Here is a 25980-nt window from a genome sequence, read left to right as displayed (position 1 = left end):
GCATCACCCTAAAATGCGGCGAAACGGCTTTTGAATTATACGTTGAAGTAGCGTGCATCCGGATGTGCAAACACAATCGCTGATACACTTGCTTCAGGTTCCATCATAAAGCCCTCTGTTAATTGTACACCAATTTTTTCTGGCTTTAATAGATGAAATAGCTTTTCCTGATCTTCTAAATTTGGACATGCAGGATAACCGAAGCTGAAACGTTGCCCTTGGTATTTAGCAGCAAATCTATCACGCATTGTAAAATCTGTCGCATCTGGGAAGCCCCATTGATCACGTATTTCCTGGTGAATACGTTCAGCAAAACCTTCAGCAAGTTCTAGTGCAGTCGCCTGCAATGCATGGCTTTCCAAAAATTTTCCTGCTTCTTTCAACTCATTTGCCTGTTTGCTCACACCTTTACCTGCTGTCACGACCATTAATGCAATGTAATCCATCTCTCCGCTATCGACCGACTTCAGGTAATCCGACAAGCATAGGAATGGCTCAACCTGCTGGCGCGGGAACGTAAAACGCTGGATTTCTGTTTTCGCATCTTCAGGACTATATACAACTACATCATCACCATTTGATTGAGCAGGGAAAAACTGATACATACCTGATGCGCTTAATACATTACTTTTCAAATATTGATTTACTAAATCATTCAATAAAATTGCACGGTCATCCTGATCAGCAAGCATTTGCTCTAAATTACCCTTTAACCCTAAGTGATGCCCGATTAATGTACGCATATTTACATATGGGTGTAAATGGGCAATAGAGTATTCTGGTTTAATATGCGGCACAAAATCTTTCGGCTTCCACACTTCCGCATCCTTCACTGTACGAACTGGCTTAACGGCAACTGCAACTGGTCGAGCCGCGCGTTTTGCGTCTGATTCCAGTCGTTTTTCCCGAGAATCACGTAACTCTTCCAATAGTACTTCACGCTCATTTACATTCATTAAGCGATTTGCCTGTTCTAACCCTTGCATCGCATCTTTTGAATAAATGACAGGTCCATCATATTGAGCGGCAATTTTTGTTTCTGTAAAGCGTCGGGATAATGCTGCCCCCCCTACTAAAATCGGCACATCAATGCCTGCTTCTTTGAAGTCCTGTGCTGTAATGACCATTTGCTGAGCTGATTTTACGAGTAATCCCGATAAACCGATAAAATCCGGCTTTTCTTTACGAATTGCTTCAATAAGCTGGGCTGGCGTTACTTTAATCCCTAAATCAACAACACGAAAACCGTTATTACTTAATATAATATCGACTAAGTTTTTTCCGATATCATGTACGTCACCTTTAACAGTTGCTAATACCATTGTTCCTTTATTAGCACTCGTATCGCCCTTTTCCATAAATTGCTCTAAATGAGCGACTGCTGCTTTCATGACACCTGCACTTTGAAGTACTTCAGCTACAATTAATTGGTTTTCATTAAATAACCGGCCTACCTCTGCCATTCCTGCCATTAACGGACCATTTATAATATCAAGTGGGGCATCGAATTTTTCAAGTGCCGCATTTAGATCTTCAATTAAGCCTTCTTTCGTACCTTCTAATATGTAATACGCGAGGCGTTCTTCTACTGTTGCCGGTAATTCTTTAACGACTGCATCCTTCTTTTTGTCACGATAAAAGTCTGTAAATACAGCCAGTGTTTCATCATTTGTATTGAATATTAAATCGTTCGCCAGTTTGATTTCCTGTTCCGGAATCGATGCATACCGCTCTAGCTTTTCAGTATTTACGATTGCATAGTCCAAACCTGCTTGTGTACAGTGGTATAAATACACCGCATTTAACACTTCACGACCTACTGGTGGTAAACCGAACGAAACATTACTTACACCGAGTACTGTTAAACAGCCAGGTAAATGTTCTTTAATGAGGCGAATTCCTTCAATTGTTTCCTCAGCGGCACCAATATATTGTTCATCGCCTGTACCAACTGGGAACATTAGCGGGTCAAAGATAATATCCTCTGCTGCCATCCCCCATTTTTCCGTAAGCAGCTCGTATGAACGCTTGGCAACTTCCAGTTTTTTCTCGCGTGTAACTGCCATTCCCGTTTCATCAATTGTTCCTACAACAAGTGCGGCACCGTATTTTTTCACAAGTGGCATTACCGCATCAAAGCGCTCTTCCCCATCTTCCAAGTTAATGGAGTTGATAATCGCTTTACCTTGCGAGAACTTTAGTGCAACTTCCATTACTTTTTCGTCGGTTGAATCTATTACGAGTGGCACCTTTACCTTTTTTACAACTTCCTGCATAAAATTTTTCATATCTTCTACTTCATCACGGTCTGGGTTTGCTAAACAAATATCAATTACATGCGCCCCATTCTTCACTTGCGCACGTGCAATTTCCGCTGCTTCCTCAAACTTCCCGTCAACAATCAAGTTTTTAAATTTACGCGAACCAATTACGTTTGTTCGCTCTCCGATAAATAACGGACGCATCGATTCATCATATTGCAAAGGCTCAATACCCGATACGACATGTCCATGTGTAATGGCTTTCGGCTCGCGTGGTTTATGGCCTTCTACTGCTTTTCGAATTGCTGCAATATGCGCAGGTGTCGTCCCGCAACATCCGCCGACAATGTTTAGCCAGCCTTTTTCTGCGAAACCTTTCAATTTTTTGGATAATGAATCCGGCGTTTCATGATAACAACCTTCCTCATCCGGTAAACCGGCATTTGGGTAACAACTAATATAACCAGTCGAAAGCTCTGCCAACGAACGAATATGATCGGTCATAAATTCCGGACCTGTCGCACAGTTTAATCCGACAGACAATGGTTTAATATGTTCAATCGAGATATAAAATGCCTCAATTGATTGTCCAGCAAGCGTTGTTCCCATTGGCTCAATTGTCCCTGAAATCATAACTGGCAGCTCTTTACCAAGCTCCTCAAATGCCCGGTGGATTGCAATCGTCCCCGCTTTCACATTAAGCATATCTTGAGAAGTTTCAAGCAAAATTAAATCTGCCCCTGCTTCAGTTAATGCTTTTGCTTGGATATAAAAGTTTTCTTCTAGCTCTTCAAATGTAATACCGCCTGTTACCGACAATGTTTTTGTCGTAGGGCCGATTGCACCTGCGACAAAACGTGGCCATTCTGCTGTTGAAAATTCTTTCGCAGCTTGTAATGCGATTTTGACTGCATTCTTATTAATTTCAACTGCCTTATCTCCTAAATCATACTCATTTAAAACGAGCGGTGTACCTCCAAACGTATTTGTACAAATAATGTCTGCCCCTGCAGCTAAGTATTCGCGGTGAATCTTACCTAATACATCAGGTCTTGTCAGCACCAGGTTTTCATTACAACCGTCTAATTCTTCTCCACCAAAGTCTTCATATGTTAAATTTTCTGCCTGAAGCATCGTCCCCATGGCACCATCGATGATTAAGATTCTTTTTTGTAATTGCTCATGAATTGGGTGATTATACATTTGACTGAACTCCTTTACTTTCCACATCATATTGTTTTACATATTCCATTAATTCCAGTGTCATTTCATAACGTAAGAACGGGGTAATTAAATAAATCCCATTAAAGTATTTGCACGCTGTATCGAGCAATTCTTTCGCAATGGCAATGCCTTCTGCTGTAGCTGCATCTTTATCGTCCCCACAGGCTGCCATACGAGCAAGTACTTCATCAGATAGTTTAATCCCCGGCACTTCATGGTGTAAAAACTCTGCACTGCGTGATGAGGTAAGCGGCATAATTCCAATATAAATCGGCGTATCCAAATGCTTCGTCGCCTCATAAATTTCGATTATTTTTTCTTTCGTATAAACCGGCTGCGAAATGAAATAATCGGCACCATGTTCAATTTTCTTCTCTAAACGGGCTACTGCACGGTCCAGTACACGCACATTCGGATTAAATGCAGCGGCCACAGAAAAATCGGCTTGTTTTCTTAACGATTTCCCTGTAAATGAACCACCTTTATTTAACTGCTTAATTAACGAAATTAGCTCCATTGAAGACACATCATATACACTCGTTGCACCCGGGAAGTCTCCAACTTTCGTCGGGTCTCCTGTTATGACAAGAATATCATGTAGCTCCAAAGCATTCAGTCCCATTAAATGCGATTGAAGACCAATTAAATTACGGTCACGACATGTTAAATGCGGCAATGAACGAATACCATGTTCCTTCAAAATAGCCGCCATCGCAATATTGCTTATACGGGGTGAAGCAAGCGAATTATCGGCCATCATAATAACGTCCGCCCCTGCGTTCGCCAATTGTTTTGCCCCTTCAACAAAGCCTTCAATTTCAAGATGTCGTGGTGTATCAAGCTCCACAATAACAGAACGCTCACGTTTTGCTTTTTCATGAAGCGGTTCCTGCTTTCGAGGTTCTGCAATACGAACAAATTGCGTATGGCCATGCTTTTCCTCTTTTGTTTCAACTGGCGTTAAATTTGCTAAATATTTTTTTACTGCTGCTATATGCTTCGGCGTAGTCCCACAACAACCACCAATTAAACGCACCCCTTGGTTTACAAGCTCTACAGCTGCACGTGCAAAATAATCGGTTTCTGATTCATATACAACACGCCCATCTTCTATATCTAAAAGAGAAGCATTTGGGTATGCCGATAGAAAGGCGGTTTTAGGTAGATTTACCCCTTCAAAAGCCTGAATTGTATGAAATGGCCCTAAACGGCAATTGCTTCCAACAATATCTGCACCTACTCGTTCAAGGTCTTGTAGTGCTTCGTTTAATGTCATTTGATTTTGAAGTACACCTGGCTCCTGCATCGTTACTTGTGCAATAATCGGTAAATCGGTCATTGAACGTAATAGATGGACACAATGCGATAATTCTTCAAAATCGTAATACGTTTCCAGTAAGAATCCATCCGGTTCACCAGCTAGTAATACTTCCACTTGCTCTTGAAAGGCAGCTAAGATTTCATCTAATGTTGCATCACTTTTTCGAATCCCTCGAATGCCACCGATTGTTGCCAGAACATACTGTCCCCCCGGAGCAGCTGCTCGCTTCGCAATCTTCAGCGCAGCTTCGTTAAATTCCTTTACACGACTTTCAAAACCATATCGAGCTAACTTAATCGCATTCGCTCCATATGTATTTGTTTGAATAATGTCTGCACCTACAGCAATATATTCACTATGAATTTTCTCGATAATTTCAGGCCGTGCAATATTCATTTCCTCATGGCAGTAATCCAACCCATAGGAATAAAGTAAAGTTCCAATTGCTCCATCCGCCGTTAAAACGCGTGTTTTTAAATCTTGTAGTAAACCCATTGCTTCCACTCCATCATTCACAGTATTTTCAGTATATTTTTAATACAAAAAAGCCTTCTTTCATTAAGCAAAAGAAGGCTTGATAGTTGTCAGTCGTCAACTTAATCCCTTCTCATCTTCTGGCAATCGCCACTGGATTTAGCACCTGACATAATGTTGGTTGCTGAAGTTTCAACGGGCCAGTCCCTCAACTTCTCTCGATAAGAAATTATATGAATTTTTCTAAAATTTAAAATTAAAAATTATTTAAGTAATCATATCGTTATCTAAATAAGACGTCAATACCCTTTAGCCGAATAAAGTATTTCTTTACATAATTCGTGTAATAATTTGTTCCGCCGTTTTTTTACCATTTTGAATACATGCACCAATCCCTACCCCAAAGTAGGAACATCCAGCTAAAAGCAGATTCGGGTAGTGCACTTGTAAATAATCTACAACTTTTGATAACGCTTCATTATGCGCTAAATCATAACGGGGCATCTGATTGATCCATTTCGTAACATTTACGACGGTCGGTTTCGCTTCAATACCCAAACTTAATCGGATATCCTCCATTGCGACTTTCTTCAACTCTTCATCAGGCATTGCTACCAGCTCTTCATATCGCGGATTAATGTTTTTATAAAATAAACGAACGAGCAGATTCCCTTCTGCTGACGTATGCTTCCATTTACGACTTGTCCATGTAGATGCATTGCATACTAAATCACTATTATGGGAGACAATAAAACCTGTACCGTCTGCTGGTAAAACATTGTCCGGTACATCAAAGCCAACATACATCGTTAAAGCAGATGCCGTTGTAAACTTTTCAAGCTGTACATCCAAATTGTCGTCTTGCAATACAGTACGTACTGTATCATTTGGTACGGCAAGAACAACGATATCCGCTATAATCGTTTCGTTTTCTAAAACGACTTCATACTGTCTGCCTACTTTTCGTATTAGCTCTGTTGCGGTCCTTTTTATGAATTCCACTTCTGGCAACTGCTCTTCAAGACGGTCAATTAATGTAGATAAACCCTTTCGAAAAGAAATAAACTTCTTATCTGCTGCTTTTTCAAACTGCTCGCGATTTGCTTCAAAACCATTCATAATCGACCCATAATTATTTTTATAATCTACTAAATAAGGTAACGTTGACGCTAAGCTCAGCTGATATAAATCACCTGAATAAACCCCTGCCAATACAGGAGCAATTTGTTTTTGCACAATTTCTTCACCTAAAAAATATTCTAAAAATGAACCAATTGAACTTTCCTTTGTAAAATCTTTATTTGGAATTTCAATATCCTGTAATGCCCTTTTCTTTCCTTCTTCTGAAATTAACGTGCTCGACATAAGTGATTCCACACTCATCGGAATGCCGAATGTTGACCCTGCGGGAATAGCATGCAGCTCATTATTAGTATGAATGTAAGAAATGCCTGTTTCGTTATAAACAAGCTCCGATTCAAAGTTAAGCTCTTTCACTAGCTCTAGCACATTGGGATGACGCGCTACAATGGAATCCGCACCGGTTTCCATAATAAATCCCTCTTCATACTCTGAATGTATTTTTCCGCCTAAATACTGATTTTTCTCTATTAATACTAACCGCGCTTCAATATTCTTTTCATGCATTTGATTTTTTAAATAGTGCATCGTACATAATCCAGTAATCCCGCCACCTACAACTACTACTGTTTTCATGTTGTTCTCTCCTATTTCGTTCACTTTTTCTTCTCTTAGTATAATCGTTTTCACCAGAGATATGGACAGGCAGATAAAACAATTTTCAAAATTTAAAGTCATCGCTTATAATTTCAAATTAAAAAGCTATGCAAAAAGGAAGAACCTTTCGCATAGCTTTCTTTTAAGTTATTCTAAGTCGTGCGAAATTTGCGCCAATGAATCTGCAGAATTTGTTACTAAATCAAAGGCACCCGCAAGTTCTACTATAACGTCTCCAATTAGCCCCACCTCTTGCTCGACTAAATCATTTTGCTTTTTCGTCTCAACCATTGAATTAACAATAGCATTAAACTGAACTTCAGTAGATTTCATACTTTCTTCCCCGATAAGTATCGCTGCTTTTATTTCCTGCAATGATTCGAGTAGCTTTGTCGTTCGGATATCTGTATTTTGCAACAGTCCCTCTACATTTATTGCTGAATTTTTCGTCTGCTCCGATAGTTTCCGCACTTCCCCGGCTACAACACCAAAGCCTTTACCAGCTTCTCCAGCACGGGCTGCTTCTATCGCTGCATTTAGCGCCAATAAATTAGTTTGATTCGCAATGTTTGTTACTATACCCATCGTGGATTCCATCTCTTTTGATATGTCAGCTAGTTTATCTATTTCTGACGAAATCGTTGCTACTGATTGATTGATTGCAGTCATACTCTCTGATTGATGCTGAACTTGAGCTTTCCCTTGATTTGCCTGTTCTGTAGCCACCGATGAAATATCACTCGCTTTTTTCGAATGGGATACAATGACCATGGATTGTGCACTCAGTTGTTGGAACGATGCATTTGTTTGCTCAGACATTGTCGCTAAATTAGAGGAAGATTCAATAATAGCATTTCCTATTTTACGTTTTTCCTCTACTAGCTTTTCTTCCTTTCTTTCCACTACTGCTTCATATTCTTCTAAAACAACTTGCTGCTCTAGGTTTAATATTTTCGATATGGCTGCAAGCGTAAGAAAACGTTGCTCGTCGTTCTTAATATTTACATTTACTAAATGAATAAAATCTATTAATAGGTTTGAAAAGGCCGTCATATACCATTTCGTTTTTAATCCAATATGTACATGGATACGCGCAATTTTTTTTCGTTTCTCAAAGTACGTATCGTCAATAATTCCACTAAACATTTCGCAAATATGGGTTTTCAAAGTACCTTTCAAACGGTCAACTGAGCTATGTTTATTAATTATTTCAACCAAACTATTTTCCAGACCTAGTTTTTTATAAAAGTTATCTACAATATGTTCGATGTTATTATCAACATACGGTTTCATTACTTTCAAGTATTTTAAATCTTCTTTTGTTAAGCCTAACATTTGAATTTGTGTCCTTAATTCCTCATCAGATACATACGCTAACATTACCTCATTATGTATTGATAAATCTTCCTGATTCTCTATATCCTTTTTTTTAAAAAACATATGTTTCCATCCTCACCCTATTGGTATTTCCTTTTGTATACTATGTAATTGGAAACAATGTAAATGTATAAATTCCCTTGTTACTTAAAAGTAAAACCAAAGCCTCAATTTAAAATAGTACCGCTTGTTATCTTGTATAATTTAGCAAATTGTTACAATAAAAGCAATCCTACTAATTAATTTTTAATAGGATTGCTTCTCATTTCCATTTTGATGGAGCAGGTTATTCTTATTTAAAAGATAGTTGCTGTGTCAGGGAAATAATTTCCGCTTCTAGCGATGCTGAACGCTTATCAAAATAACGTATGCGCTCTATACTACGATTTTCGATATGTTTATTGGAATCCAACATATTAATAACATCACAAGTGAATAGCTTTAGCGTTCGAAAACCTGATTCAATCTTCCTGACCTCTTTGCCAAATGTTAAAGCGGTGTTATCTTTAGTTTTACCTTTTTTAATTTCGATAATATTTTTATTAATGAGATGATCAATCTCATTATAACGATCTGTTTGTTTATAGGTCATCATTTGGATTCGTTGATTGTATTTGATGACATCTTTATTTTCTAATCCAGTTTGGACATATTCTCTTAAATATTCAACAATTGTACAAAGCGTTGTTAAACTTTCACGTTGCTCCAATAGAATTTGCTGTAATTTTTGAATAACATCTTCACTGTCATTAGAAGAGATATGCGGTACTGCAAACATAAACATAAAAATTCCCCTCCTTATCACTTTCCCCTATTGATTACATTCCCAAATTTATTAGGAAACTAAACATACAAATTACTATGAAATATGATTAATTTTCATCAAATCCTTTAAAGCTTTCAAGGCTTTCCAATTTTTCACGCCACTTAGCAGCTTCTTTAAGATTTATTTGTTCGTAATAGATTACTATTCTTTTAGTAGCTTCTCTATCGCCCAGCATACTAGCCTGCTTGTAATAAGTCATTGCTCTGTCTACATCCTGAATAACACCATGACCATGCTCATAACAGTAACCTAAGTTATAAATCGCATCGACATGGTAATGCTCGCTCGCTTTTCTAAACCACTCGATTGCTTCTTTATCGTTCTGTTGTTGACCAAGTTCCCCTGAATAGAAAATCATACCAAGGCGATATTTAGCCTCTGCATATTGAAGATCGGCACTGCGTTTATAATATTCCAAAGCTAGTGATGCATTGCATTGGGTACCCAAACCTTGCTCATACATAATTCCCAACGTATACATCGCTTCTGGTACACCATGTTTCGCTGCTTTTTCAAACCAAAGGAACGCTTTTTTTTCGTCCACTTCTGTAGCTTCCCCATTGAAGTACATATCAGCTAAATTATTCATCGCATCGCGGTGACCTAAATTTGCTGCGTCTTTATACAATGAGAATGCTTGCTGTTCACTGCCTTTTCCACCAAGTCCTTCAATATAACAATTCGCCAGCTCATACATCGCCTCTGAATTTTTATGTTCACTGACTGTAGTAAGTAAATTGTACATTTCCTCAAAAAATCCATACTGTTTATATAATAAAGCAACATTGATCATTGCTTTTTCCATACCCTTTTCCGCTAATTCGAACTCCTCAAGCCATAGCTCTATATTATCTAATCCTTGTTGCTTAAACCATCCAAAAAATTCAGTACGCTTGTCCATCATTTCAAACTTCCCTTTGCTGAAAATAATTTAATAAATATTGTCTGAATTCAACAACAGCAGGTGGTAGATAGCGATTTTTTGCCCAAGAAACACCAACGGAACGATAGCACGGCGGATCAACCTTTAGCCTTTTTACTTTGTAATGGTCAAGCCCCTTAATATTTGGAATAAGGGAAATACCCATCCCAGCTCCAACAAATCCTGCCACTGTATGCATTTCTTCAGCAGCAAATGTTGTATTAAGCTCAATCCCCGCATCTAAAAAAAATTCATCCACTAACTGTCGCAGCGAGTTGCCTTTTTTTATCGCAATAAATGGTTCATTTTTTACTTCATCGAGCTTTACCGATTCTTGCATAGCTAATGGATGTGTTGTCGGAACAATTACGAAAAGTTCCTCAACAAACAATTCTTCTGTTTCTATTTCAATTACCTTTGATTCTATTTTTTGAGATAGGCACAAATCAATGGCCCCTTCTTCCAACCTTTTCATTAAATTTAGTGAAGTAGCCTGCGTCAAAGAAAAATGCATATTCGGAAATGCCGCGCTCGTTGAAGCGATTAATTCAGGAACTACTTCCATACCGAGTGTATGAATAAAACCAAACGACACTTCTCCTGAACCTGGCTTAATAATATCTTCAAATTCCTCTTTAATACGATCATATTCATCTAAAATCACATTTACACTTTGCAAAAAAAGTTCACCAAATCGATTTAAATAAATCGAACGACCTTCACGGTTAAATAGTGGCACACCGAGATGCTGTTCGATATTCGCTATTGACTTACTTAACGCTGGCTGGGAAATAGCTAAAACTTCAGCCGCACGTGTCATATGTTGCATTGTAGCAACGGTTTTGAAATATTGAAGCTGTTCAATCTCCATAATTCAACCCCCACATTATTCATAACTTTTTCGACTCAAAACAATAAGAATAATAAATTGTACTTATATATCTATACTCTTTATAATAAGCGATAGCAGCTAGTTTTCATAACAAAAATAATTTAAAATTTCAATAGTTTTTATAAATTTTTATAAAATGGACATAATTAATTTTACAAAGGGGTCTAATAGACAATGAAACTCATCGCGCCGAAACCTTTTACAATGGAAGCCGGTAAACGTGCTGTTTTATTACTGCATGGATTTACTGGAAATACAAATGATGTAAAACGTTTAGGAAAATATTTAGCGGATCGTAACTACACAGTTCATGCACCATTATATAAAGGTCATGGCGGTGGTCCTGACTTATTAATCCAATCTCAACCAACTGAGTGGTGGGATAGTGTAATCGAAGGCTATGATGATTTACGTAATCGTGGCTATGAAGAAATCGCAGTAGCAGGTGTTTCCCTTGGAGGTATTTTCTCATTAAAGCTTGGAGAAGAACGACCAACAAAGGCAATTGTTACAATGTCTGCTCCAGCAATGTCAAAATCAACGGATAGTCTGCAAAATCGAATTGTTGAATATGCGATTAACTATAAAAAGTTATCAGGTACGTATGACGAAACAGTAGATAGCCATACTAAAATTGCTGAACTCATGAAAATGCCGTCTTTAAATTATTTACAGAGCATGATTAATGAAACAAGCGAAAAGTTAAATGTCATTGAAACACCTGTTCATATTTTACGCGGTTTTGAAGATGATGAATATTATTGTGAAAGTGCCGATCTAATATATAGTTCAGTAAATTCACGAATTAAATCAATTAAAACTTTCATTAATTCCGGACATATATTAACATTAGGTAAAGAACGTGAATTAGTGTTTGAAGAAATTTACCGCTTCTTTGAAGGTTTAAAGTGGAAAGAGTAGAATTACTCAAAGTAAGTGTATTAAGATAAAATAGTGTCCCCTTGCAAAAATCCCCGTTTTTGCAATGATATATTTGAAAGACATTTCATGCTCTTCTGAGTAGGAATGTACCCTTTCTTCCGACGAGTTGACTTTTGTTATCTCGTCTCGAAAAAACGAGCGCTAAATGGATCCCCGTCCATTCAACGCTCGTTTTTTTATTCGTTTGAATTTGTAAGTACGAGAATTTTTGCTAATTGTGCGCGTGTAACATTACCTTGTGGTGAGAATGTAGTGGCACTCGTTCCTTGTACAATCTCATTCTCAAATAAATAGGTAATAGCTGCTTGTGTTTCGTAAGCATAGTTCTCGATGTCTTTAAATAGAGCAAGCTCTTCCGGTTTATATTCTTCTTCAGCCAAAGCATTTGATAGACGCAATAAAATTAAAGCTAACTGCGAGCGCGTAATATTGCCTTGTGGATTGAAATATCCGTCATTTTCACGTACTAAGCCGGCTTCGTATGCTGCGGCAATTTGATTTTGCGTTTGCTGAGCGTAATGGCTAATGTCTTTAAATGGGGCAGGTTTTGTTGCCTTTAATTCAAAAGCACGTGAAATAACCGATATCACCTGCACACGTGTCATATTCGCATTTGGTTTAAAGGAGCCATCTTCGTACCCATTCATAAAGCCTTTAGTATATGCAATATCAATATATTCTTTACCCCAATGGTTTTTAATATCCTGGAACGGTGCTTCTTTAATTTCCTCTTCCGGAATTGTTTCTTCTACTTCTTTAATGATGGAATTTAAATAATCATTCATCATCTTATCTGCGACCACTTTATAGCCTGCTTCACTTAAATGAATATTTGCAGGGTTAGGAAGGTACGCTTTCGAATCAGCTGCAATTAATTGGGCTACTTCTGAAAAGATACCTTTATTTGTTTCTACTATATTTTTGATTGAATTGTTTATCGTTGTTACAAGCATATTTAATTGTGTTTGGATAACTGGATCTTGTATAGCGGGAAATGGATTGTAAAGTCCCATTACGATAATATCAACATTCGGATTAATCGAATAAATAGTATTGAAAATCTTATCATAGTTCGATGATACTTCCTGTACTCCTTTTAAAACACCTGCTGCATCAAATGTAATACCGCCTGTCTCTGAGCGAGTCACATATTTCAATATATCATTTGCACCTACACTTAATGTAATTAGGTCTGCTTCCTGAATTGCCTGCTTAATGGAAGCTGTTTTTTCTGACTGACCATTTAGATCATACATTGGCTTTGTGACATTTTCTACAATATCGTTTAGTACATTTACAGTTGTATAGCCAGGGTAAGAAAACCCTTTGTTAAACAGGATTCCCTCTTGCTCATCCATATAACTTTTAGCGATTAGATCGGCATAACCGAGTCCAATTTCACTATTTTCATTCATCCCTGCTGCTAATGAATCTCCAAGCGCTAAATAGTTCAATAAATCACTATTTTCTTCAGCACTTACCGTTGTAGAAAAAGGCAGTATTAGTTGCAATACCAATAGTACTACTACAAAAAATGAGAATCTTTTCATCCAGTTTCCCCCTTATTATGTAACTTGTTCATATTATAAATTATTGGTCGTTAAAAAACAAAATCTTCTTATATTGTTTGTTATAGACAAAAAACATCGTATGACTTCATAACCATACGATGTTTTAACTCCAATTAAGGCTGTCTATATTAATTTCGGATAATGATTAATTACGAATTACATCATCCCCGGCATACCCATGCCGCCCATATCCGGCATACCTGATCCTGCTGGTTCTGGAATATCTGCAACCACTGCTTCAGTTGTTAAGAATAGTGAAGCTACAGAAGCTGCATTTTGTAATGCTGAACGTGTAACTTTTGCTGGGTCAACTACACCTGCTTCAATCATGTTTACCCACTCGCCTGTTGCTGCGTTAAAGCCGATTCCTATTTCTTCACGTTTTAGGCGGTCAACGATGATTGAACCTTCTAAACCAGCGTTTTCAGCAATTTGACGTACTGGCTCTTCTAATGCACGTAAAATAATACGTACACCCGTTGCTACATCGCCTTCTACTTGTTCTAATACTTTTTCAACTGCCGCGTAAACATTTAGAAGTGCTGTACCACCACCTGATACGATACCTTCTTCTACTGCTGCACGTGTTGAGTTCAATGCGTCTTCGATACGTAATTTTCGTTCTTTTAATTCTGTTTCTGTTGCTGCACCAACTTTAATAACTGCAACCCCACCAGCTAATTTTGCTAAGCGCTCTTGTAATTTTTCTTTATCAAATTCAGAAGTTGTTTCAGCAAGTTGTGCGCGGATTTGGTTTACACGACTAGCTACTGCATCTGTGTTACCAGCTCCTTCAACGATTGTTGTGTTATCTTTTGATACGATAACTTTAGCAGCACGACCTAAAGATGATAAATCCGCTGATTTTAAATCTAAGCCAAGATCTTGTGTAATTACTTGTCCACCAGTTAATACAGCAATATCTTCTAACATTGCTTTACGACGGTCACCGAAGCCTGGAGCTTTTACCGCTACTGCGTTGAATGTACCACGTAATTTATTTACTACTAATGTTGCAAGAGCTTCCCCTTCAACATCTTCAGCAATAATTAAAATTGGACGACCTTGTTGTACTACTTGCTCTAACACTGGTAAAATTTCTTGAATGTTAGCGATTTTTTTATCTGTAATTAAAATGAATGGGTTATCTAATACCGCTTCCATTTTATCTGTGTCTGTTACCATGTAGTGTGATGCATAGCCACGGTCAAATTGCATACCTTCCACTACATCTAATTCTGTTGTAAAACCTTTTGATTCTTCAATTGTAATAACGCCGTCGTTTCCTACGCGCTCCATTGCATCTGCAATGTATTGACCAATTTCTTCATCTGCTGAAGAGATTGCCGCTACTTGTGCAATTGATTCTTTATTTTCAACTGGACGTGAAATAGCTTGAAGTTCTGTTAATGCAGCAGCAACAGCTTTATCCATACCTTTACGGATACCAACAGGGTTTGCACCAGCTGTTACGTTTTTAAGACCTTCACGGATCATAGCTTGTGCTAAAACTGTTGCAGTAGTTGTACCGTCACCTGCGATTTCATTCGTTTTAGAAGCAACTTCCGCTACTAATTTTGCACCCATGTTTTCAAATGCATTTTCTAATTCAATTTCTTTTGCAATTGATACACCGTCATTTGTAATAAGTGGAGAACCGAATTTTTTCTCCAAAACAACGTTACGTCCTTTAGGTCCTAAAGTTACTTTTACAGCGTTAGCTAACTTATCTACACCAGATGCCATTAATGAACGTGCTTCTTCTGAAAACTTAATATCTTTTGCCATAATTCATTTTCCTCCTAAAATTTGCGATCTATTATTTCAATTTATTTTTTTATGAAGATGAGCAGCTAGTAAAGTTGATTATGTATAACTAGCTGCAAAATTACATTTTAATTTGGAATTATCCGACAATTGCAAGTACATCGCTCTCACGTATAATTAAATATTCTACGCCGTCGTACTTCACTTCCGTACCAGAGAATTTAGAGAAGATAATTTCGTCGCCTTCTTTTACGTCAAGCTCAAGACGAGTGCCGTTGTCAAGAACACGACCTGTACCTACAGCCACTACTTTACCAGTTTGTGGTTTTTCTTTTGCTGAGTCGGGTAAGACGATACCAAATGCCGTTTTTTCCTCTACCTCAACAAGTTCGATAATGATGCGATCTCCTAATGGTCTTAACAATTGAAACAACCTCCTAAAGAAATTTTCTTTTTAGCACTCTCGATTGTCGAGTGCTAACACATTTATTAGTTTAATGAATTCTATATTTTTTTGCAAGTATGTGCATTAAAAAATTTTGTTTTATTACCAAATTCCTCTACAATAAAAGAAGTAATGTATGAAAAAGGCTATAACATAATAGTCCTTGCTTAAATGTATAATAAAATATACGGCATATTCACACGTTTTTTGTGAAGAATTTCCTGCTGTTAATATTTAGAAAGAAGGTTATTAATCCGTGACATCTACCTCATCTTCTAAGTTTAAAACACAGAAAACTGCATTTTATGTGTTATTAACTTATATCATTTGTCAGTTATCAGTCTTAATACTTATATTCATTCCTAGTTTAAAAGATTCCCTTTTACAACTTTTTTCTGGAGTGTCTGAGCAAGATCAGCTTATTAAATTATCTGCTTGGTGGTCAACGATTTCGTTTGGGATTGCTTTTGTCGTGAGTTTTATTTTAATTTCCCGCAATAAGCAATTTTGGGATGTTTTTAAAGGAGAAAAAGCATCGATTGGCGCATCAATCGGTTGGGGTATTATTGGATTTTTCCTCGTATTTTTAGGGCAAACAATCGGAGCATATATTGAGCTCGCTTTAGGAATTGATATGGGCTCGGAAAATACAGAGGCGATTATGAATGTCACAAAAGTAGCACCTATCATGATTGTTGCTACCGTATTTTTAGGACCAATTTTGGAAGAACTCGTATTCCGCCGTGTTATTTTCGGTTCTATTATACAAAATTATAATTTCTGGATAGCAAGCATTGTTAGTGCCATCGTCTTTGCTGCCATTCATATGGACTTCACACATATTTTACTTTATACAATTTGCGGTATGATATTCGCGTTTTTATATTATAAAACAAAGCGGCTTCTCACACCGATTATTGCACATATCCTTTTAAATGGGTTCGTGACATTTGTGCAGATGAATGCAGATAAGTTTCAAGCGTAATTTTAAACCCGCTATGGATAGAAATAGCGGGTTTTCCCATTCCATAATATAATTCAATAAAAAAACGCTATCCCTTTTGATAGCGTTTTACATCAACTATTCATTTGCTCCATTTGTCGACGTTGCTGTTCAAGCAACTCTTCTACTTGCAGCTCACGCTCACGTTCTTCCTCTTCCAATATGCGTTCCTTTTCCGCCACTTCGTATTTCCGATAGCCGATACGGGAAATGACAATGCTTATCTCATATAAAATAAAAAGTGGAATCGCAATAATAATATTCGATACTAGATCAGGCGGTGCCAGCAATACCGAAATAACGATCAATACAAAGTATGCATACTTACGAAACTTTATCATGAGCTTAGGATTAATAATACCAAGACGGGATATAAATAACGTAACAACAGGCAATTGAAATAGTATACCAAATGGTACTACTAGCTTTATTAAAAAAGAGAAAAATTCATTAATGCCAATTGTTTGTGTAATATTCAAATCTGCCGATAATTCCGTCATAAAGCGCATAATAAACGGGAATAAAATATAGTAGGCAAAGGTAATTCCTCCAATACCTAAAACAAATGCATAAGGGATATACTTCAACGTTGCTTTGCGTTCCATTTCATGCAAGCCTGGAGTAATAAAAGCCCATAGCTGGTATAGCAAAATCGGAGAAACAATGACTGCCGCCACAATAAAGGTTACTTGTAAATAAACAGTTAAAGGATCCGCCGGGCTAAATGCATTCATGGAAAAACTAGTAGCTAAATCGCTTTGTTGAATGTGTCGAATTAGTGGTTTAGCTGTATAGAATCCTACGAAAAGAGCCATTACAAAGAAAATCGCCACGAAAAATAAGCGTTTTCTAAGCTCATCCATATGTTCAACTACAGTTAATTCTCTTGAATTCATAGTATGACTTCCTTATTTACTTAACGTCGTTTTTTTCGTTCTCTTTATGTTCAATAACCTTTTTCTTGTTCTCAAAATCATCATCGTCATCTGTCAAGCCTTTCGTAGCGCTACGGAACTCGCGTAAAGTTGTCCCCATTGCACGACCTAATGATGGCAATTTTTTTGGTCCAAAAATTAATAAAGCAATAAGTCCAATGATAATTAGGCTCACAGGTCCAATCGCATTTAGATGCACAACCACTATAGCCACCTCCTCTATTATTATGTACATTTTACAGTAATTAACTAGAATTTGCTATTTATACTAATGTGAACAATTTGTTACTAACCTGAATTTCGTACTAAATAAATAAGTGCCTGTAATTCTACCGACAAATCTATATTCATTACTTTTAATGTTTCGGGTACGGATAATCGTACAGGCGTAAAATTTAGTATACCTTTTGCATTCATTTTAACAAGGCGATCTGTCATCATTTGGGCAGAACGTGATGGAACAGTAAGAATTGCTAACTCTGCGCCAAACTCTTCATACATTTCCTCTAAACGATCTGGATGGAATACAGGGATATCGCTAATTGTCGTTCCTTCAAAAGGTGCTTTTGTATCAAATGCGACAACAATACGCGTATTATGATTTTTTTGGAAATTATATTTAAGTAGACCATTCCCTAGGTTCCCGACCCCTATTAACGCAACATTCATTGCCTCATCCTGATCCAATGTTTGACGGAAAAACTCTAGCAAATATTGTACGTCATAGCCATACCCCTTTTTACCGAGAGCCCCAAAATAAGAAAAATCACGTCGAATCGTTGCTGAATCTATTTTCATCGCATCACTTAATTCTTGTGATGAAATACGCTTTTTACCTTCATTTGAGAAGTTTTTTAAAAACCGATAATAAAGAGGAAGTCTTTTTGTCGTTGCTTGTGGAATTTTTATATCTGGTTTCACACATTCTCCTCCTATGTACATTTGAAAATTGTTGCCAACATGATGTTGATCATTCAGGCATTGCAACACGATGTAACACTCTTTGCCTGAGCTCCCCCTATTTGAGCAGAAGCAAGTTAATCTTACTAAACTAGTAGCAACAAGTAAAGTATCCATCGTTGCGTACGATGTTCCCATCCATTAAACTAAGTAGGAGAAACTGAGGTGTAAAAATGATTGTCTTACAAGTAAATCAATTATATAAATCCTTTATTACCGATGAAATTTTAAGTGGTGTAAAGCTAGAAGTTCAACACCGTGATCGCATTGCATTAGTGGGTCGAAACGGTGCAGGAAAATCAACGCTATTAAAAATAATTGCTGGGCAAATGAGTTATGACTCAGGTGAAATTATTATTCCGAAAGATGTTCGGCTCGGTTATTTGGAGCAGCATGCAGGAATCGATTCAGAGTTATCTATTTGGGACGAAATGATGACAATTTTCACTACCCTAAAAAATCAAGAACAGAAGCTGCGCCAGTTGGAAAAACAAATGGCAGATCCAAGCATCTATGAGAATACTGAACAATATACACGGATTACTGGAGAATATGACCAATTACAGCATGATTTCAAAGATGCAGGCGGCTATCAATATGAAGCAGATACACGTTCCGTATTACATGGGATGCAGTTTTTCCCTGAGGACTACGATAAGCCGATCCGCTCACTTTCCGGCGGACAAAGGACACGCTTGGCACTTGCAAAGCTTCTTTTATCAAAGCCTGACTTACTAATTTTGGACGAGCCCACAAACCATTTGGATATCGAGACATTGTCATGGCTGGAAGGATATTTAAAAGGTTATGAAGGGGCAATTTTAATCGTTTCACATGACCGATACTTTTTAGACCAAGTAGTGTCGATTGTTTATGAAGTATCACGTACGAAAGTATCGAAATATATTGGAAATTATAGTGGCTATTTAGAGGAAAAGGCGAAAAACTATGAACGGGATTTAAAAATGTATGAACGCCAGATGGATGAAAAATCAAAGCTCGAAACATTCATTCAAAAAAACTTAGCACGCGCCTCAACAACAAAAATGGCACAGTCTCGTCGTAAAGTATTGGAAAAAACAAATTGGATGGACTCTCCGGATGGTGATGAGAAAAGTGCGAACTTCGGCTTTACTATTGAGCGTCAAAGCGGAAACGATGTACTATCCATCGATGATTTATCAATTGGCTTTTCTAAAGAGGAAATTTCAACGAATATTCGAATGCGAGTATTTAGGGAAGACCGCATTGCACTTGTTGGACCAAACGGTGTGGGTAAATCTACATTATTAAAAACAATTGTCAAGGATATACAGGCACTTGCGGGAGATATTCGTTACGGTACCAATGTCCATATTGGCTACTATGATCAGGAACAGGCAAAACTCCATTCCAATAAATCTGTATTAAGTGAACTTTGGGATGAATGGCCATTATTAAATGAAAAGGATATTCGCAATATTTTAGGGCGCTTCCTTTTCAGTGGTGATGATGTTGCCAAATCTGTAAACTCACTGTCCGGTGGCGAAAAGGCTCGTCTTGCACTAGCAAAATTAATGATGCAAAAATCAAACTTTCTAGTACTAGATGAGCCTACAAACCATTTAGACTTAGACAGTAAAGAAATATTGGAAAATGCATTAATCGATTATCCTGGCACACTTTTATTCGTTTCACACGACCGTTATTTCATTAACCGGATCGCAACTAAAGTCATTGAACTTTCCAGCACAGGTTCTTTTGAATATTTAGGAGACTATGACTATTATTTAGAGAAAAAAGAAGAACTTCAAGAGCTAGCTGCAATGCAAAGTCTTACCTCAGAAAAAAATACGACTGAGAAAAGCGCCCCTTCGAAATCGACGTCTATGATTGATAAAGACACGAAAAAGAGGGAACGCCAAATTCGCCGCGCTGTCGAGGAACTTGAAGTGAAAATGAATGCTTTAGCTGAAACTATCGCCGTATTTGAAGAACAACTTTGTGATCCCGCTATTTACTCAGACCATGAAAAAACACTATTGATTCAATCCGAATTAAATGAAGTAAAGCAGCAACATGAGGAACTTGAAATGGAATGGCTTGAACTAAATGACGAATTAGAACAACTATAATAAGGGAGTGTCCAGAAGAAATTTTGGGCACTCTCTTTTTGCTGTTGGCATCTTTTTCACATAAAAACTCTATTTTTCATTATTATTGTATAATACTAATTCTATAAATAATCTATTTACATATTAATCATATATATAGGTCAATACGCCAAATTTCTACAAATTTCTCCACAGTTTTATTCACATTACAAATCTAGTTCTACCAACATATCAACATAGTTTTCCACATTATCCACAATTAAAATCAAAGTTATACACAATCCGATGTGAAAAAGCCACCACTATATATAGATAAATCACATGTTTTCCACAAGTTATACACACTTTGTGCATAAGTACGCATGTTCGTACAACTTTTTTATGATTTATCAACTTTATCTGTGGATAATTTTCAGAAAAATTGAACATTGGATAAAATCTTGTTATAAATAAGATTTATCTATCATAAATTATTAGTTTCGACTTTCTTATATTATTGCAATACACTGAAATACTGATTACTTTATTCTCTTAAATAAAAAAGCATGATAGAACGGAAATGAAATCATTCCGATCTATCATGACTTTGGTTCTTATTTCCAACTTGTTAGTTCCATACCAGGACGTCCATTCATAGCTAAATTCCCACGAACACCTGCTTGATACATTTCATAGGCAGCTGCACCAATCATTGCAGCATTATCCGTGCATAATTTTAAAGGAGGTACGTAAAACGGAATACCTTCTTCTTTAAAAGCGTTCTCCAATGCCGTACGTAGCCCTTTATTTGCTGATACGCCACCAGCTGCAATAACTTGTTTTACATGAAATTCACGTGCCGCGCGTAATGTTTTCGCTGTTAATACTTCCACTACACTATCTTGGAATCCTTTTGCGACTTTCTCAGGAATAATTTCTTCCCCGCGCTGATCCATATTATGCTTGTAATTGATAACAGCCGATTTTAAGCCACTAAAGCTAAAATCATAGGATCCTTCCTCCAACCATACACGAGGAAAAGGTACTGCTTCGGTTGCTTCGTGCGCTAAACGGTCAATATGTGGTCCTCCTGGATATGGCATATTCAATACACGTGCTACTTTATCATACGCTTCGCCTGCCGCATCATCTCGAGTTTCACCTATCACTTCAAAGGAACCATGTTCACGCATTAAGACAAGCTCCGTATGTCCACCTGAAACAACTAAAGCCAACAATGGAAATTCCATAGGCTGTATTAGATTGTTTGCATAAATATGTCCCGCAATATGGTGGGTACCAATTAACGGTAAGCCGTGAATAAATGCAAAAGCCTTTGCCGCATTAATCCCGATTAATAAAGCTCCTACTAAACCAGGACCTTCTGTTACGGCCACAGCAGTTAAATCCTTTGGTTCCATATTCGCCTGATTTAATGCTTCTTCTAATACAATTGTTACCTGTTCGACATGATGACGTGACGCAATTTCAGGTACAACTCCTCCAAAGCGTTTATGACTGTCAATTTGCGATGACACGACATTTGAAATAATTTCTGTACCATTTTTAATAATTGCTGCTGCTGTTTCATCACAACTTGTTTCTATTGCTAATATATAGTTATCCATTATAATTTCACCCACATTACTAACGCATCTTCATGATTATCCGTATAGTAGCCTTTGCGAAGCCCACCTTCTTGGAATCCAAGCTTGCGATATAAATTTTGTGCAACCGTATTTGTTACACGTACTTCTAAACTCATTACATCCATATTAGCTTCATTGGCTATTCGTAATGCCTCACGCATAAGCCCTTCACCGATACCTTGACCACGCACAGAGTTCACAACAGCTACATTTGTGATTTGAGCTGCATCAATAACAAGCCAAATTCCACAAAAGCCGATAATGTCACCTGTCTCATTTTCAGCTACTAAGTAATGAGAAAATTGATTTTCTGTCATTTCATAATAAAACGACTCCAGAGTCCATGGTGTTGGAAATGTGGCAAGCTCAATTGCATGGACAGCCGGAACATCGTCAATCACCATTTTACGATACTGAACCATTAGTGTTGCTCCTTTTTTTGTTCCTTAATCCAGTTCGCTTCTGCTTCTGCAATACGGCGATATTGGGGAACAAATGTATGAGTAGATTCAATGTCCGGTAATGGCATTTGCTGAGCTAAGGCTATTAGCTCGGAAGCTCTCGGTAAATCCATTGTATAAGGTGCTCTTATGGCTAAATCACCTAATACATGCTGGATTTTTTCAAAGTATACTTCAACATCGCTCCCTATAAATAAAATGGGACGATTAAGTTGTTGAAGCTTAAGTAATAACCCGTCTATATGATCGTGATAATCTTCAATCATTGTATTTAAACTACCTGATTCATAAACCGCTGCATATACATTTTGACGACGAGCATCGATTAAAGAACAAATCGCATAATTAGAAATACGGGCATTGGCAGCCAGCACTTTTAAGCTGGAAACTCCTACTAAAGGTTTTTTCAATGACCACGCAAAAGTTTTGGCAAGGGTAACGCCAATACGGACACCTGTATAGGAGCCAGGTCCTTCCGAAACAGCAATAGCCTCTATATCTGCTGGCACTAATCCTGCTTTTTTTATTACTTCTTCAATGGCAGGCATAGCACCTACTGAATGCGTTAACTTTATATTTTGTACAACCTCAGCCAGCACTTTATTTTCGTTCACAATTGCGACAGAAAGCGGTGCATTTGCTGTTTCAATTCCTAACCAAATCATTTTAATAACTCCTCACAAAGGCGAATATATTTTTCGCCAATTGGTTTCAATATAAACTTACGTTTTGTTTCATCAATACGTGTAATTTCTATTGCTAAACGTTCCTCTGGTAAATCCTCATCAATTAAATGGGCCCATTCTACAACTGTAACCGCATCACCAAAAAAAATTTCCTCCCATCCTAAATCTTCATCGCTATCGGCTAATCGATAGACATCTAAATGATTCAGTGGAATCCGTCCTTCATACTGTTTCATAATCGTAAATGTTGGGCTATTAACTGTTCGTTTTACACCAAGTCCCTTTGCAAAACTCTGTGTAAAAGTCGTTTTGCCAGCACCTAAGTCCCCTTCAAGAGTAATTGTATACTGGGGATGAACTAAACCTGCCAGTCTTATCGCAAGTACTTGCGTCTCCTCTAGAGTATCTATATATTTTTCATATATCATGTAATTTGCTTCCTTCCACAAAAAATCAATTATCTCTAGTTTACTTGAACTGAGGCAATTGTTCAAAATGTATTACTCCTAGATAATGTTTACACATGAAAACTTAGGTTCAGGTATTTAAAAAGAAAAAATCTTATAAGCAAAATGCCTATAAGATCTATTTTAACGTGAAGAGTGACCTTTCCGTTCTACTATTTCCTTTTGAACTAAAGCATCCTCATTAAACTGAAGACGATAAGCCTTTGTTAGTAAAAATTCATCATTCCACTCATAAACTCCACTGTCAATTTCTTCACCTGCGCCACCTGTAATCCGCACTACCTCCAGATACGACATACCTTCTTTCAGTTTATTATATTCTTCTTCATTCATATACTTCTGCCAGCTATATGTATTACCTTCTTCAATCTCCAAAATTTCATCAGTACATGCAGAAACCATCATCATTAGAAAGAAAACAAGACAAATAGATAGGTAGATAAAGAAACCCTTTTTATTCATCAGTATCCCTCCTTCACTATGTATATAGCGAACTTTTCCCGCAACATTGCACTACAAAACATTTTCGCAATATAAAAAAGGCTTAGTAAAGGACTTAACCCCCTTACTAAACCTTTTATAATTACCTTTAATTAAAAACCCGGAACCCATCCCGGTCTAGATTTCAACCTTTTTAGTAATGGACTTGGAAGTACAGTATCAACATTCTCATTGTATGCTGTATAAACTTGCTCTCCCTTTTCTACTTTTTCAACCCAGTGTGGTTCAATAAGTAATGCACGACCAAGCGCAACTAAATCTGCCCCTAGCTGTAATGCTTGTTCTGCCTCTTCAACTGTATATATTGAACCAACACCAATCAAAGGCTTTCTTCCATCTAATAAACTTTGAATAGCCGAGATTCGATTCTGTTGTCCCTTTTCATAGCGATGTGTCTCTGAGCGGAAATCTCCAAGTGAAATATGTAAATACGTTAGCTCTGTTTTAGCTAATTCATTTACTAACACGATAGTATCATCCATCGTAATTCCATCTTCCTCTGGCTCTTCTGGACTAAATCGATAGCCAACAATGAACGAATCATCTGCATACATATTTCTAACATTTAATACTTCTTCAACTATCTCTAATGGGAAACGCATTCGTTTATCTATCGTTCCACCATATTCATCATTTCTTTTATTCGTATATGCTGAAAAGAATTGTTGAATTAAATACGTATTCGCCCCATGAATTTCAACACCATCAAAGCCTGCTTGAATCGCTCGTCTTGTCGCTTCTCCATATGCTTTTATAAGTTGTTTTGTTTCATCGAGTGTTAATGATCGTGCTTCATTTTTCTCTATTGTAATAGCTGTACTTGCGCTTACAACATCCCCATCTGGAACTAAGTCCTGAAGGGATTGACGACCCCCATGGTGAATTTGCAGAACAGCCTTCGCGCCACCTTGCTGAATAGCTTGTGCAATTCTTTGTAGACTTGGTATATAGTGATCCTCATGAGCTGCTATTTGCCCTGGAAAGGCCTTTCCATTTGCCGCAACATATGCACATGCCGTAATAATCATGCCAGCTCCTGAAGCACGTTCTTTATAATAAGTAATCTCTTCATCTGAAACCGTATCATCTTCGTTACCCGAATAAGTTGTCATTGGGGCCATTACAAAGCGATTTCTAAGTTCAATCTTTTCATTTAGTTTTACCTTTTCAAAAAGTGCTTTCATACCTTAATTCCTCCTTTTGCTATGCTATGACTTTAACGAAACAATTCGTTATTTTCAAGCAACAGGCATCTAATCTTGTTATTTAGTAGAAATAGAGGTAGATGATATGAATCATTTTTTTTGAAAGAAACCATAATATGCTTTAACAACAAAAAAACCACTGAGGAATCAGTGGTTTTACGTGTGCGAAGCGACGTCCTACTCTCACAGGGGGAAGCCCCCAACTACCATCGGCGCTAAAGAGCTTAACTTCCGTGTTCGGTATGGGAACGGGTGTGACCTCTTTGCCATCATCACTTCACT

22 protein-coding genes, 1 rRNA gene and 1 riboswitch are annotated in these 25980 nt (G+C 37.4%); of the genes, 3 read left to right on the top strand and 20 right to left on the bottom strand.

Annotated features, from left to right (window positions below):
• Positions 1-35 precede the first annotated feature (35 nt).
• The 7 genes from metH to SNE38_RS16725 form a co-directional block, all read right to left on the bottom strand.
• On the bottom strand, positions 36-3464 hold the full coding sequence (gene metH, locus SNE38_RS16755) for a methionine synthase (RefSeq protein WP_336046926.1): 3429 nt from the start codon (positions 3462-3464) through the stop codon (positions 36-38).
• Positions 3457-5301: a bifunctional homocysteine S-methyltransferase/methylenetetrahydrofolate reductase gene (locus SNE38_RS16750; protein ID WP_191705250.1), complete on the bottom strand. Its 1845-nt coding sequence runs from the start codon at positions 5299-5301 to the stop codon at positions 3457-3459. Before SNE38_RS16750 ends, metH begins: the two co-directional genes overlap by 8 nt.
• A gap of 109 nt (positions 5302-5410) precedes the next feature.
• Positions 5411-5508: riboswitch (SAM riboswitch) on the bottom strand.
• A 102-nt stretch (positions 5509-5610) separates the two neighbouring features.
• Positions 5611-6996 carry a protoporphyrinogen oxidase gene (gene hemG / locus SNE38_RS16745; protein ID WP_191705251.1) on the bottom strand — a complete coding sequence of 462 codons (1386 nt, stop codon included), beginning with the start codon at positions 6994-6996 and terminating at the stop codon, positions 5611-5613.
• Between the two features lie 168 nt (positions 6997-7164).
• Positions 7165-8457, bottom strand: a complete 1293-nt coding sequence (locus SNE38_RS16740) for a globin-coupled sensor protein (RefSeq protein WP_191705252.1) — start codon at positions 8455-8457, stop codon at positions 7165-7167.
• Between the two features lie 229 nt (positions 8458-8686).
• Positions 8687-9172 carry a chemotaxis protein gene (locus tag SNE38_RS16735; protein ID WP_336046924.1) on the bottom strand — a complete coding sequence of 162 codons (486 nt, stop codon included), beginning with the start codon at positions 9170-9172 and terminating at the stop codon, positions 8687-8689.
• 94 nt (positions 9173-9266) lie between these two features.
• Positions 9267-10124 carry a tetratricopeptide repeat protein gene (locus SNE38_RS16730; protein ID WP_225223897.1) on the bottom strand — a complete coding sequence of 286 codons (858 nt, stop codon included), beginning with the start codon at positions 10122-10124 and terminating at the stop codon, positions 9267-9269.
• A 1-nt stretch (position 10125) separates the two neighbouring features.
• Positions 10126-11013 carry a LysR family transcriptional regulator gene (locus SNE38_RS16725; RefSeq protein WP_191705254.1) on the bottom strand — a complete coding sequence of 296 codons (888 nt, stop codon included), beginning with the start codon at positions 11011-11013 and terminating at the stop codon, positions 10126-10128.
• A 195-nt stretch (positions 11014-11208) separates the two neighbouring features.
• Here SNE38_RS16725 and SNE38_RS16720 point away from each other — a divergent pair, with 195 nt between their 5' ends.
• A complete protein-coding gene (locus tag SNE38_RS16720) occupies positions 11209-11955 on the top strand; it encodes an alpha/beta hydrolase (RefSeq protein WP_191701825.1) in 747 nt (248 codons plus the stop codon).
• A 197-nt stretch (positions 11956-12152) separates the two neighbouring features.
• Here the strand turns inward: SNE38_RS16720 and SNE38_RS16715 are convergent, their stop codons facing one another.
• The 3 genes from SNE38_RS16715 to groES form a co-directional block, all read right to left on the bottom strand.
• Positions 12153-13526: an S-layer homology domain-containing protein gene (locus SNE38_RS16715; RefSeq protein ID WP_191705255.1), complete on the bottom strand. Its 1374-nt coding sequence runs from the start codon at positions 13524-13526 to the stop codon at positions 12153-12155.
• 177 nt (positions 13527-13703) lie between these two features.
• Positions 13704-15335: a chaperonin GroEL gene (gene groL, locus SNE38_RS16710; protein ID WP_191705256.1), complete on the bottom strand. Its 1632-nt coding sequence runs from the start codon at positions 15333-15335 to the stop codon at positions 13704-13706.
• Positions 15336-15453: 118 nt separating this feature from the next.
• A complete protein-coding gene (gene groES, locus SNE38_RS16705) occupies positions 15454-15738 on the bottom strand; it encodes a co-chaperone GroES (protein ID WP_191705257.1) in 285 nt (94 codons plus the stop codon).
• Between the two features lie 421 nt (positions 15739-16159).
• Here groES and SNE38_RS16700 point away from each other — a divergent pair, with 421 nt between their 5' ends.
• A complete protein-coding gene (locus tag SNE38_RS16700; protein ID WP_336046922.1) occupies positions 16160-16744 on the top strand; it encodes a CPBP family intramembrane glutamic endopeptidase in 585 nt (194 codons plus the stop codon).
• Between the two features lie 92 nt (positions 16745-16836).
• On the opposite strand, the gene tatC is transcribed toward SNE38_RS16700, so the two are convergent.
• The 3 genes from tatC to SNE38_RS16685 are packed head-to-tail and all read right to left on the bottom strand — an operon-like array spanning position 16837 to position 18618.
• On the bottom strand, positions 16837-17658 hold the full coding sequence (gene tatC, locus SNE38_RS16695; protein ID WP_191705259.1) for a twin-arginine translocase subunit TatC: 822 nt from the start codon (positions 17656-17658) through the stop codon (positions 16837-16839).
• Between the two features lie 16 nt (positions 17659-17674).
• Positions 17675-17932 carry a twin-arginine translocase TatA/TatE family subunit gene (gene tatA / locus SNE38_RS16690; RefSeq protein ID WP_191705260.1) on the bottom strand — a complete coding sequence of 86 codons (258 nt, stop codon included), beginning with the start codon at positions 17930-17932 and terminating at the stop codon, positions 17675-17677.
• A 53-nt stretch (positions 17933-17985) separates the two neighbouring features.
• Positions 17986-18618, bottom strand: a complete 633-nt coding sequence (locus SNE38_RS16685) for a redox-sensing transcriptional repressor Rex (protein ID WP_191705261.1) — start codon at positions 18616-18618, stop codon at positions 17986-17988.
• A 212-nt stretch (positions 18619-18830) separates the two neighbouring features.
• On the opposite strand from SNE38_RS16685, the gene abc-f reads away from it, so the two are divergent.
• Positions 18831-20771, top strand: a complete 1941-nt coding sequence (gene abc-f / locus SNE38_RS16680) for a ribosomal protection-like ABC-F family protein (protein ID WP_191705262.1) — start codon at positions 18831-18833, stop codon at positions 20769-20771.
• A 572-nt stretch (positions 20772-21343) separates the two neighbouring features.
• Here the strand turns inward: abc-f and tsaD are convergent.
• The 7 genes from tsaD to rrf all read right to left on the bottom strand — a co-directional run bounded on the left by tsaD (position 21344) and on the right by rrf (position 25978).
• On the bottom strand, positions 21344-22357 hold the full coding sequence (gene tsaD, locus SNE38_RS16675; RefSeq protein WP_191705263.1) for a tRNA (adenosine(37)-N6)-threonylcarbamoyltransferase complex transferase subunit TsaD: 1014 nt from the start codon (positions 22355-22357) through the stop codon (positions 21344-21346).
• Positions 22357-22800, bottom strand: a complete 444-nt coding sequence (rimI, locus tag SNE38_RS16670; RefSeq protein WP_336046921.1) for a ribosomal protein S18-alanine N-acetyltransferase — start codon at positions 22798-22800, stop codon at positions 22357-22359. Before rimI ends, tsaD begins: the two co-directional genes overlap by 1 nt.
• Entirely contained in the window at positions 22800-23504 is a 705-nt protein-coding gene (tsaB, locus tag SNE38_RS16665; protein ID WP_336046920.1) for a tRNA (adenosine(37)-N6)-threonylcarbamoyltransferase complex dimerization subunit type 1 TsaB, read from the bottom strand. Before tsaB ends, rimI begins: the two co-directional genes overlap by 1 nt.
• The gene (gene tsaE / locus SNE38_RS16660) at positions 23501-23953 is read right to left on the bottom strand and encodes a tRNA (adenosine(37)-N6)-threonylcarbamoyltransferase complex ATPase subunit type 1 TsaE (protein WP_191705266.1); all 453 of its coding nucleotides are present in this window, start codon (positions 23951-23953) and stop codon (positions 23501-23503) included. The genes tsaB and tsaE overlap by 4 nt, the downstream gene beginning before the upstream one ends.
• Before the next feature lie 162 nt (positions 23954-24115).
• Complete coding sequence (locus SNE38_RS16655) at positions 24116-24454, bottom strand: hypothetical protein (RefSeq protein WP_191705267.1); 339 nt, start codon at positions 24452-24454, stop codon at positions 24116-24118.
• Positions 24455-24585: 131 nt separating this feature from the next.
• Entirely contained in the window at positions 24586-25677 is a 1092-nt protein-coding gene (locus SNE38_RS16650) for an NADH-dependent flavin oxidoreductase (RefSeq protein ID WP_336046919.1), read from the bottom strand.
• A 185-nt stretch (positions 25678-25862) separates the two neighbouring features.
• Positions 25863-25978 (bottom strand): 5S ribosomal RNA (gene rrf / locus SNE38_RS16645).
• Positions 25979-25980 lie beyond the last annotated feature (2 nt).

It is taken from the genome of Solibacillus ferritrahens, from assembly GCF_037027585.1.
Taxonomy (GTDB): Bacteria; Bacillota; Bacilli; order Bacillales_A; family Planococcaceae; genus Solibacillus; species Solibacillus ferritrahens.
Note: the sequence above shows the minus strand (reverse complement) of the source record. Positions and strands in the feature narration are given on the sequence as shown.

Bases quoted from the DNA above. Each gene is read 5' to 3' on its own strand.
- metH (WP_336046926.1), bottom strand. From the start codon at position 3,464: ATGTATAATCACCCAATTCATGAGCAATTACAAAAAAGAATCTTAATC.
- SNE38_RS16750 (WP_191705250.1), bottom strand. From the start codon at position 5,301: ATGGGTTTACTACAAGATTTAAAAACACGCGTTTTAACGGCGGATGGA.
- hemG (WP_191705251.1), bottom strand. From the start codon at position 6,996: ATGAAAACAGTAGTAGTTGTAGGTGGCGGGATTACTGGATTATGTACG.
- SNE38_RS16740 (WP_191705252.1), bottom strand. From the start codon at position 8,457: ATGTTTTTTAAAAAAAAGGATATAGAGAATCAGGAAGATTTATCAATA.
- SNE38_RS16735 (WP_336046924.1), bottom strand. From the start codon at position 9,172: ATGTTTGCAGTACCGCATATCTCTTCTAATGACAGTGAAGATGTTATT.
- SNE38_RS16730 (WP_225223897.1), bottom strand. From the start codon at position 10,124: ATGATGGACAAGCGTACTGAATTTTTTGGATGGTTTAAGCAACAAGGA.
- SNE38_RS16725 (WP_191705254.1), bottom strand. From the start codon at position 11,013: ATGGAGATTGAACAGCTTCAATATTTCAAAACCGTTGCTACAATGCAA.
- SNE38_RS16720 (WP_191701825.1), top strand. From the start codon at position 11,209: ATGAAACTCATCGCGCCGAAACCTTTTACAATGGAAGCCGGTAAACGT.
- SNE38_RS16715 (WP_191705255.1), bottom strand. From the start codon at position 13,526: ATGAAAAGATTCTCATTTTTTGTAGTAGTACTATTGGTATTGCAACTA.
- groL (WP_191705256.1), bottom strand. From the start codon at position 15,335: ATGGCAAAAGATATTAAGTTTTCAGAAGAAGCACGTTCATTAATGGCA.
- tatC (WP_191705259.1), bottom strand. From the start codon at position 17,658: ATGAATTCAAGAGAATTAACTGTAGTTGAACATATGGATGAGCTTAGA.
- tatA (WP_191705260.1), bottom strand. From the start codon at position 17,932: ATGTACATAATAATAGAGGAGGTGGCTATAGTGGTTGTGCATCTAAAT.
- abc-f (WP_191705262.1), top strand. From the start codon at position 18,831: ATGATTGTCTTACAAGTAAATCAATTATATAAATCCTTTATTACCGAT.
- tsaD (WP_191705263.1), bottom strand. From the start codon at position 22,357: ATGGATAACTATATATTAGCAATAGAAACAAGTTGTGATGAAACAGCA.
- rimI (WP_336046921.1), bottom strand. From the start codon at position 22,800: ATGGTTCAGTATCGTAAAATGGTGATTGACGATGTTCCGGCTGTCCAT.
- tsaB (WP_336046920.1), bottom strand. From the start codon at position 23,504: ATGATTTGGTTAGGAATTGAAACAGCAAATGCACCGCTTTCTGTCGCA.
- tsaE (WP_191705266.1), bottom strand. From the start codon at position 23,953: ATGATATATGAAAAATATATAGATACTCTAGAGGAGACGCAAGTACTT.
- SNE38_RS16655 (WP_191705267.1), bottom strand. From the start codon at position 24,454: ATGAATAAAAAGGGTTTCTTTATCTACCTATCTATTTGTCTTGTTTTC.
- SNE38_RS16650 (WP_336046919.1), bottom strand. From the start codon at position 25,677: ATGAAAGCACTTTTTGAAAAGGTAAAACTAAATGAAAAGATTGAACTT.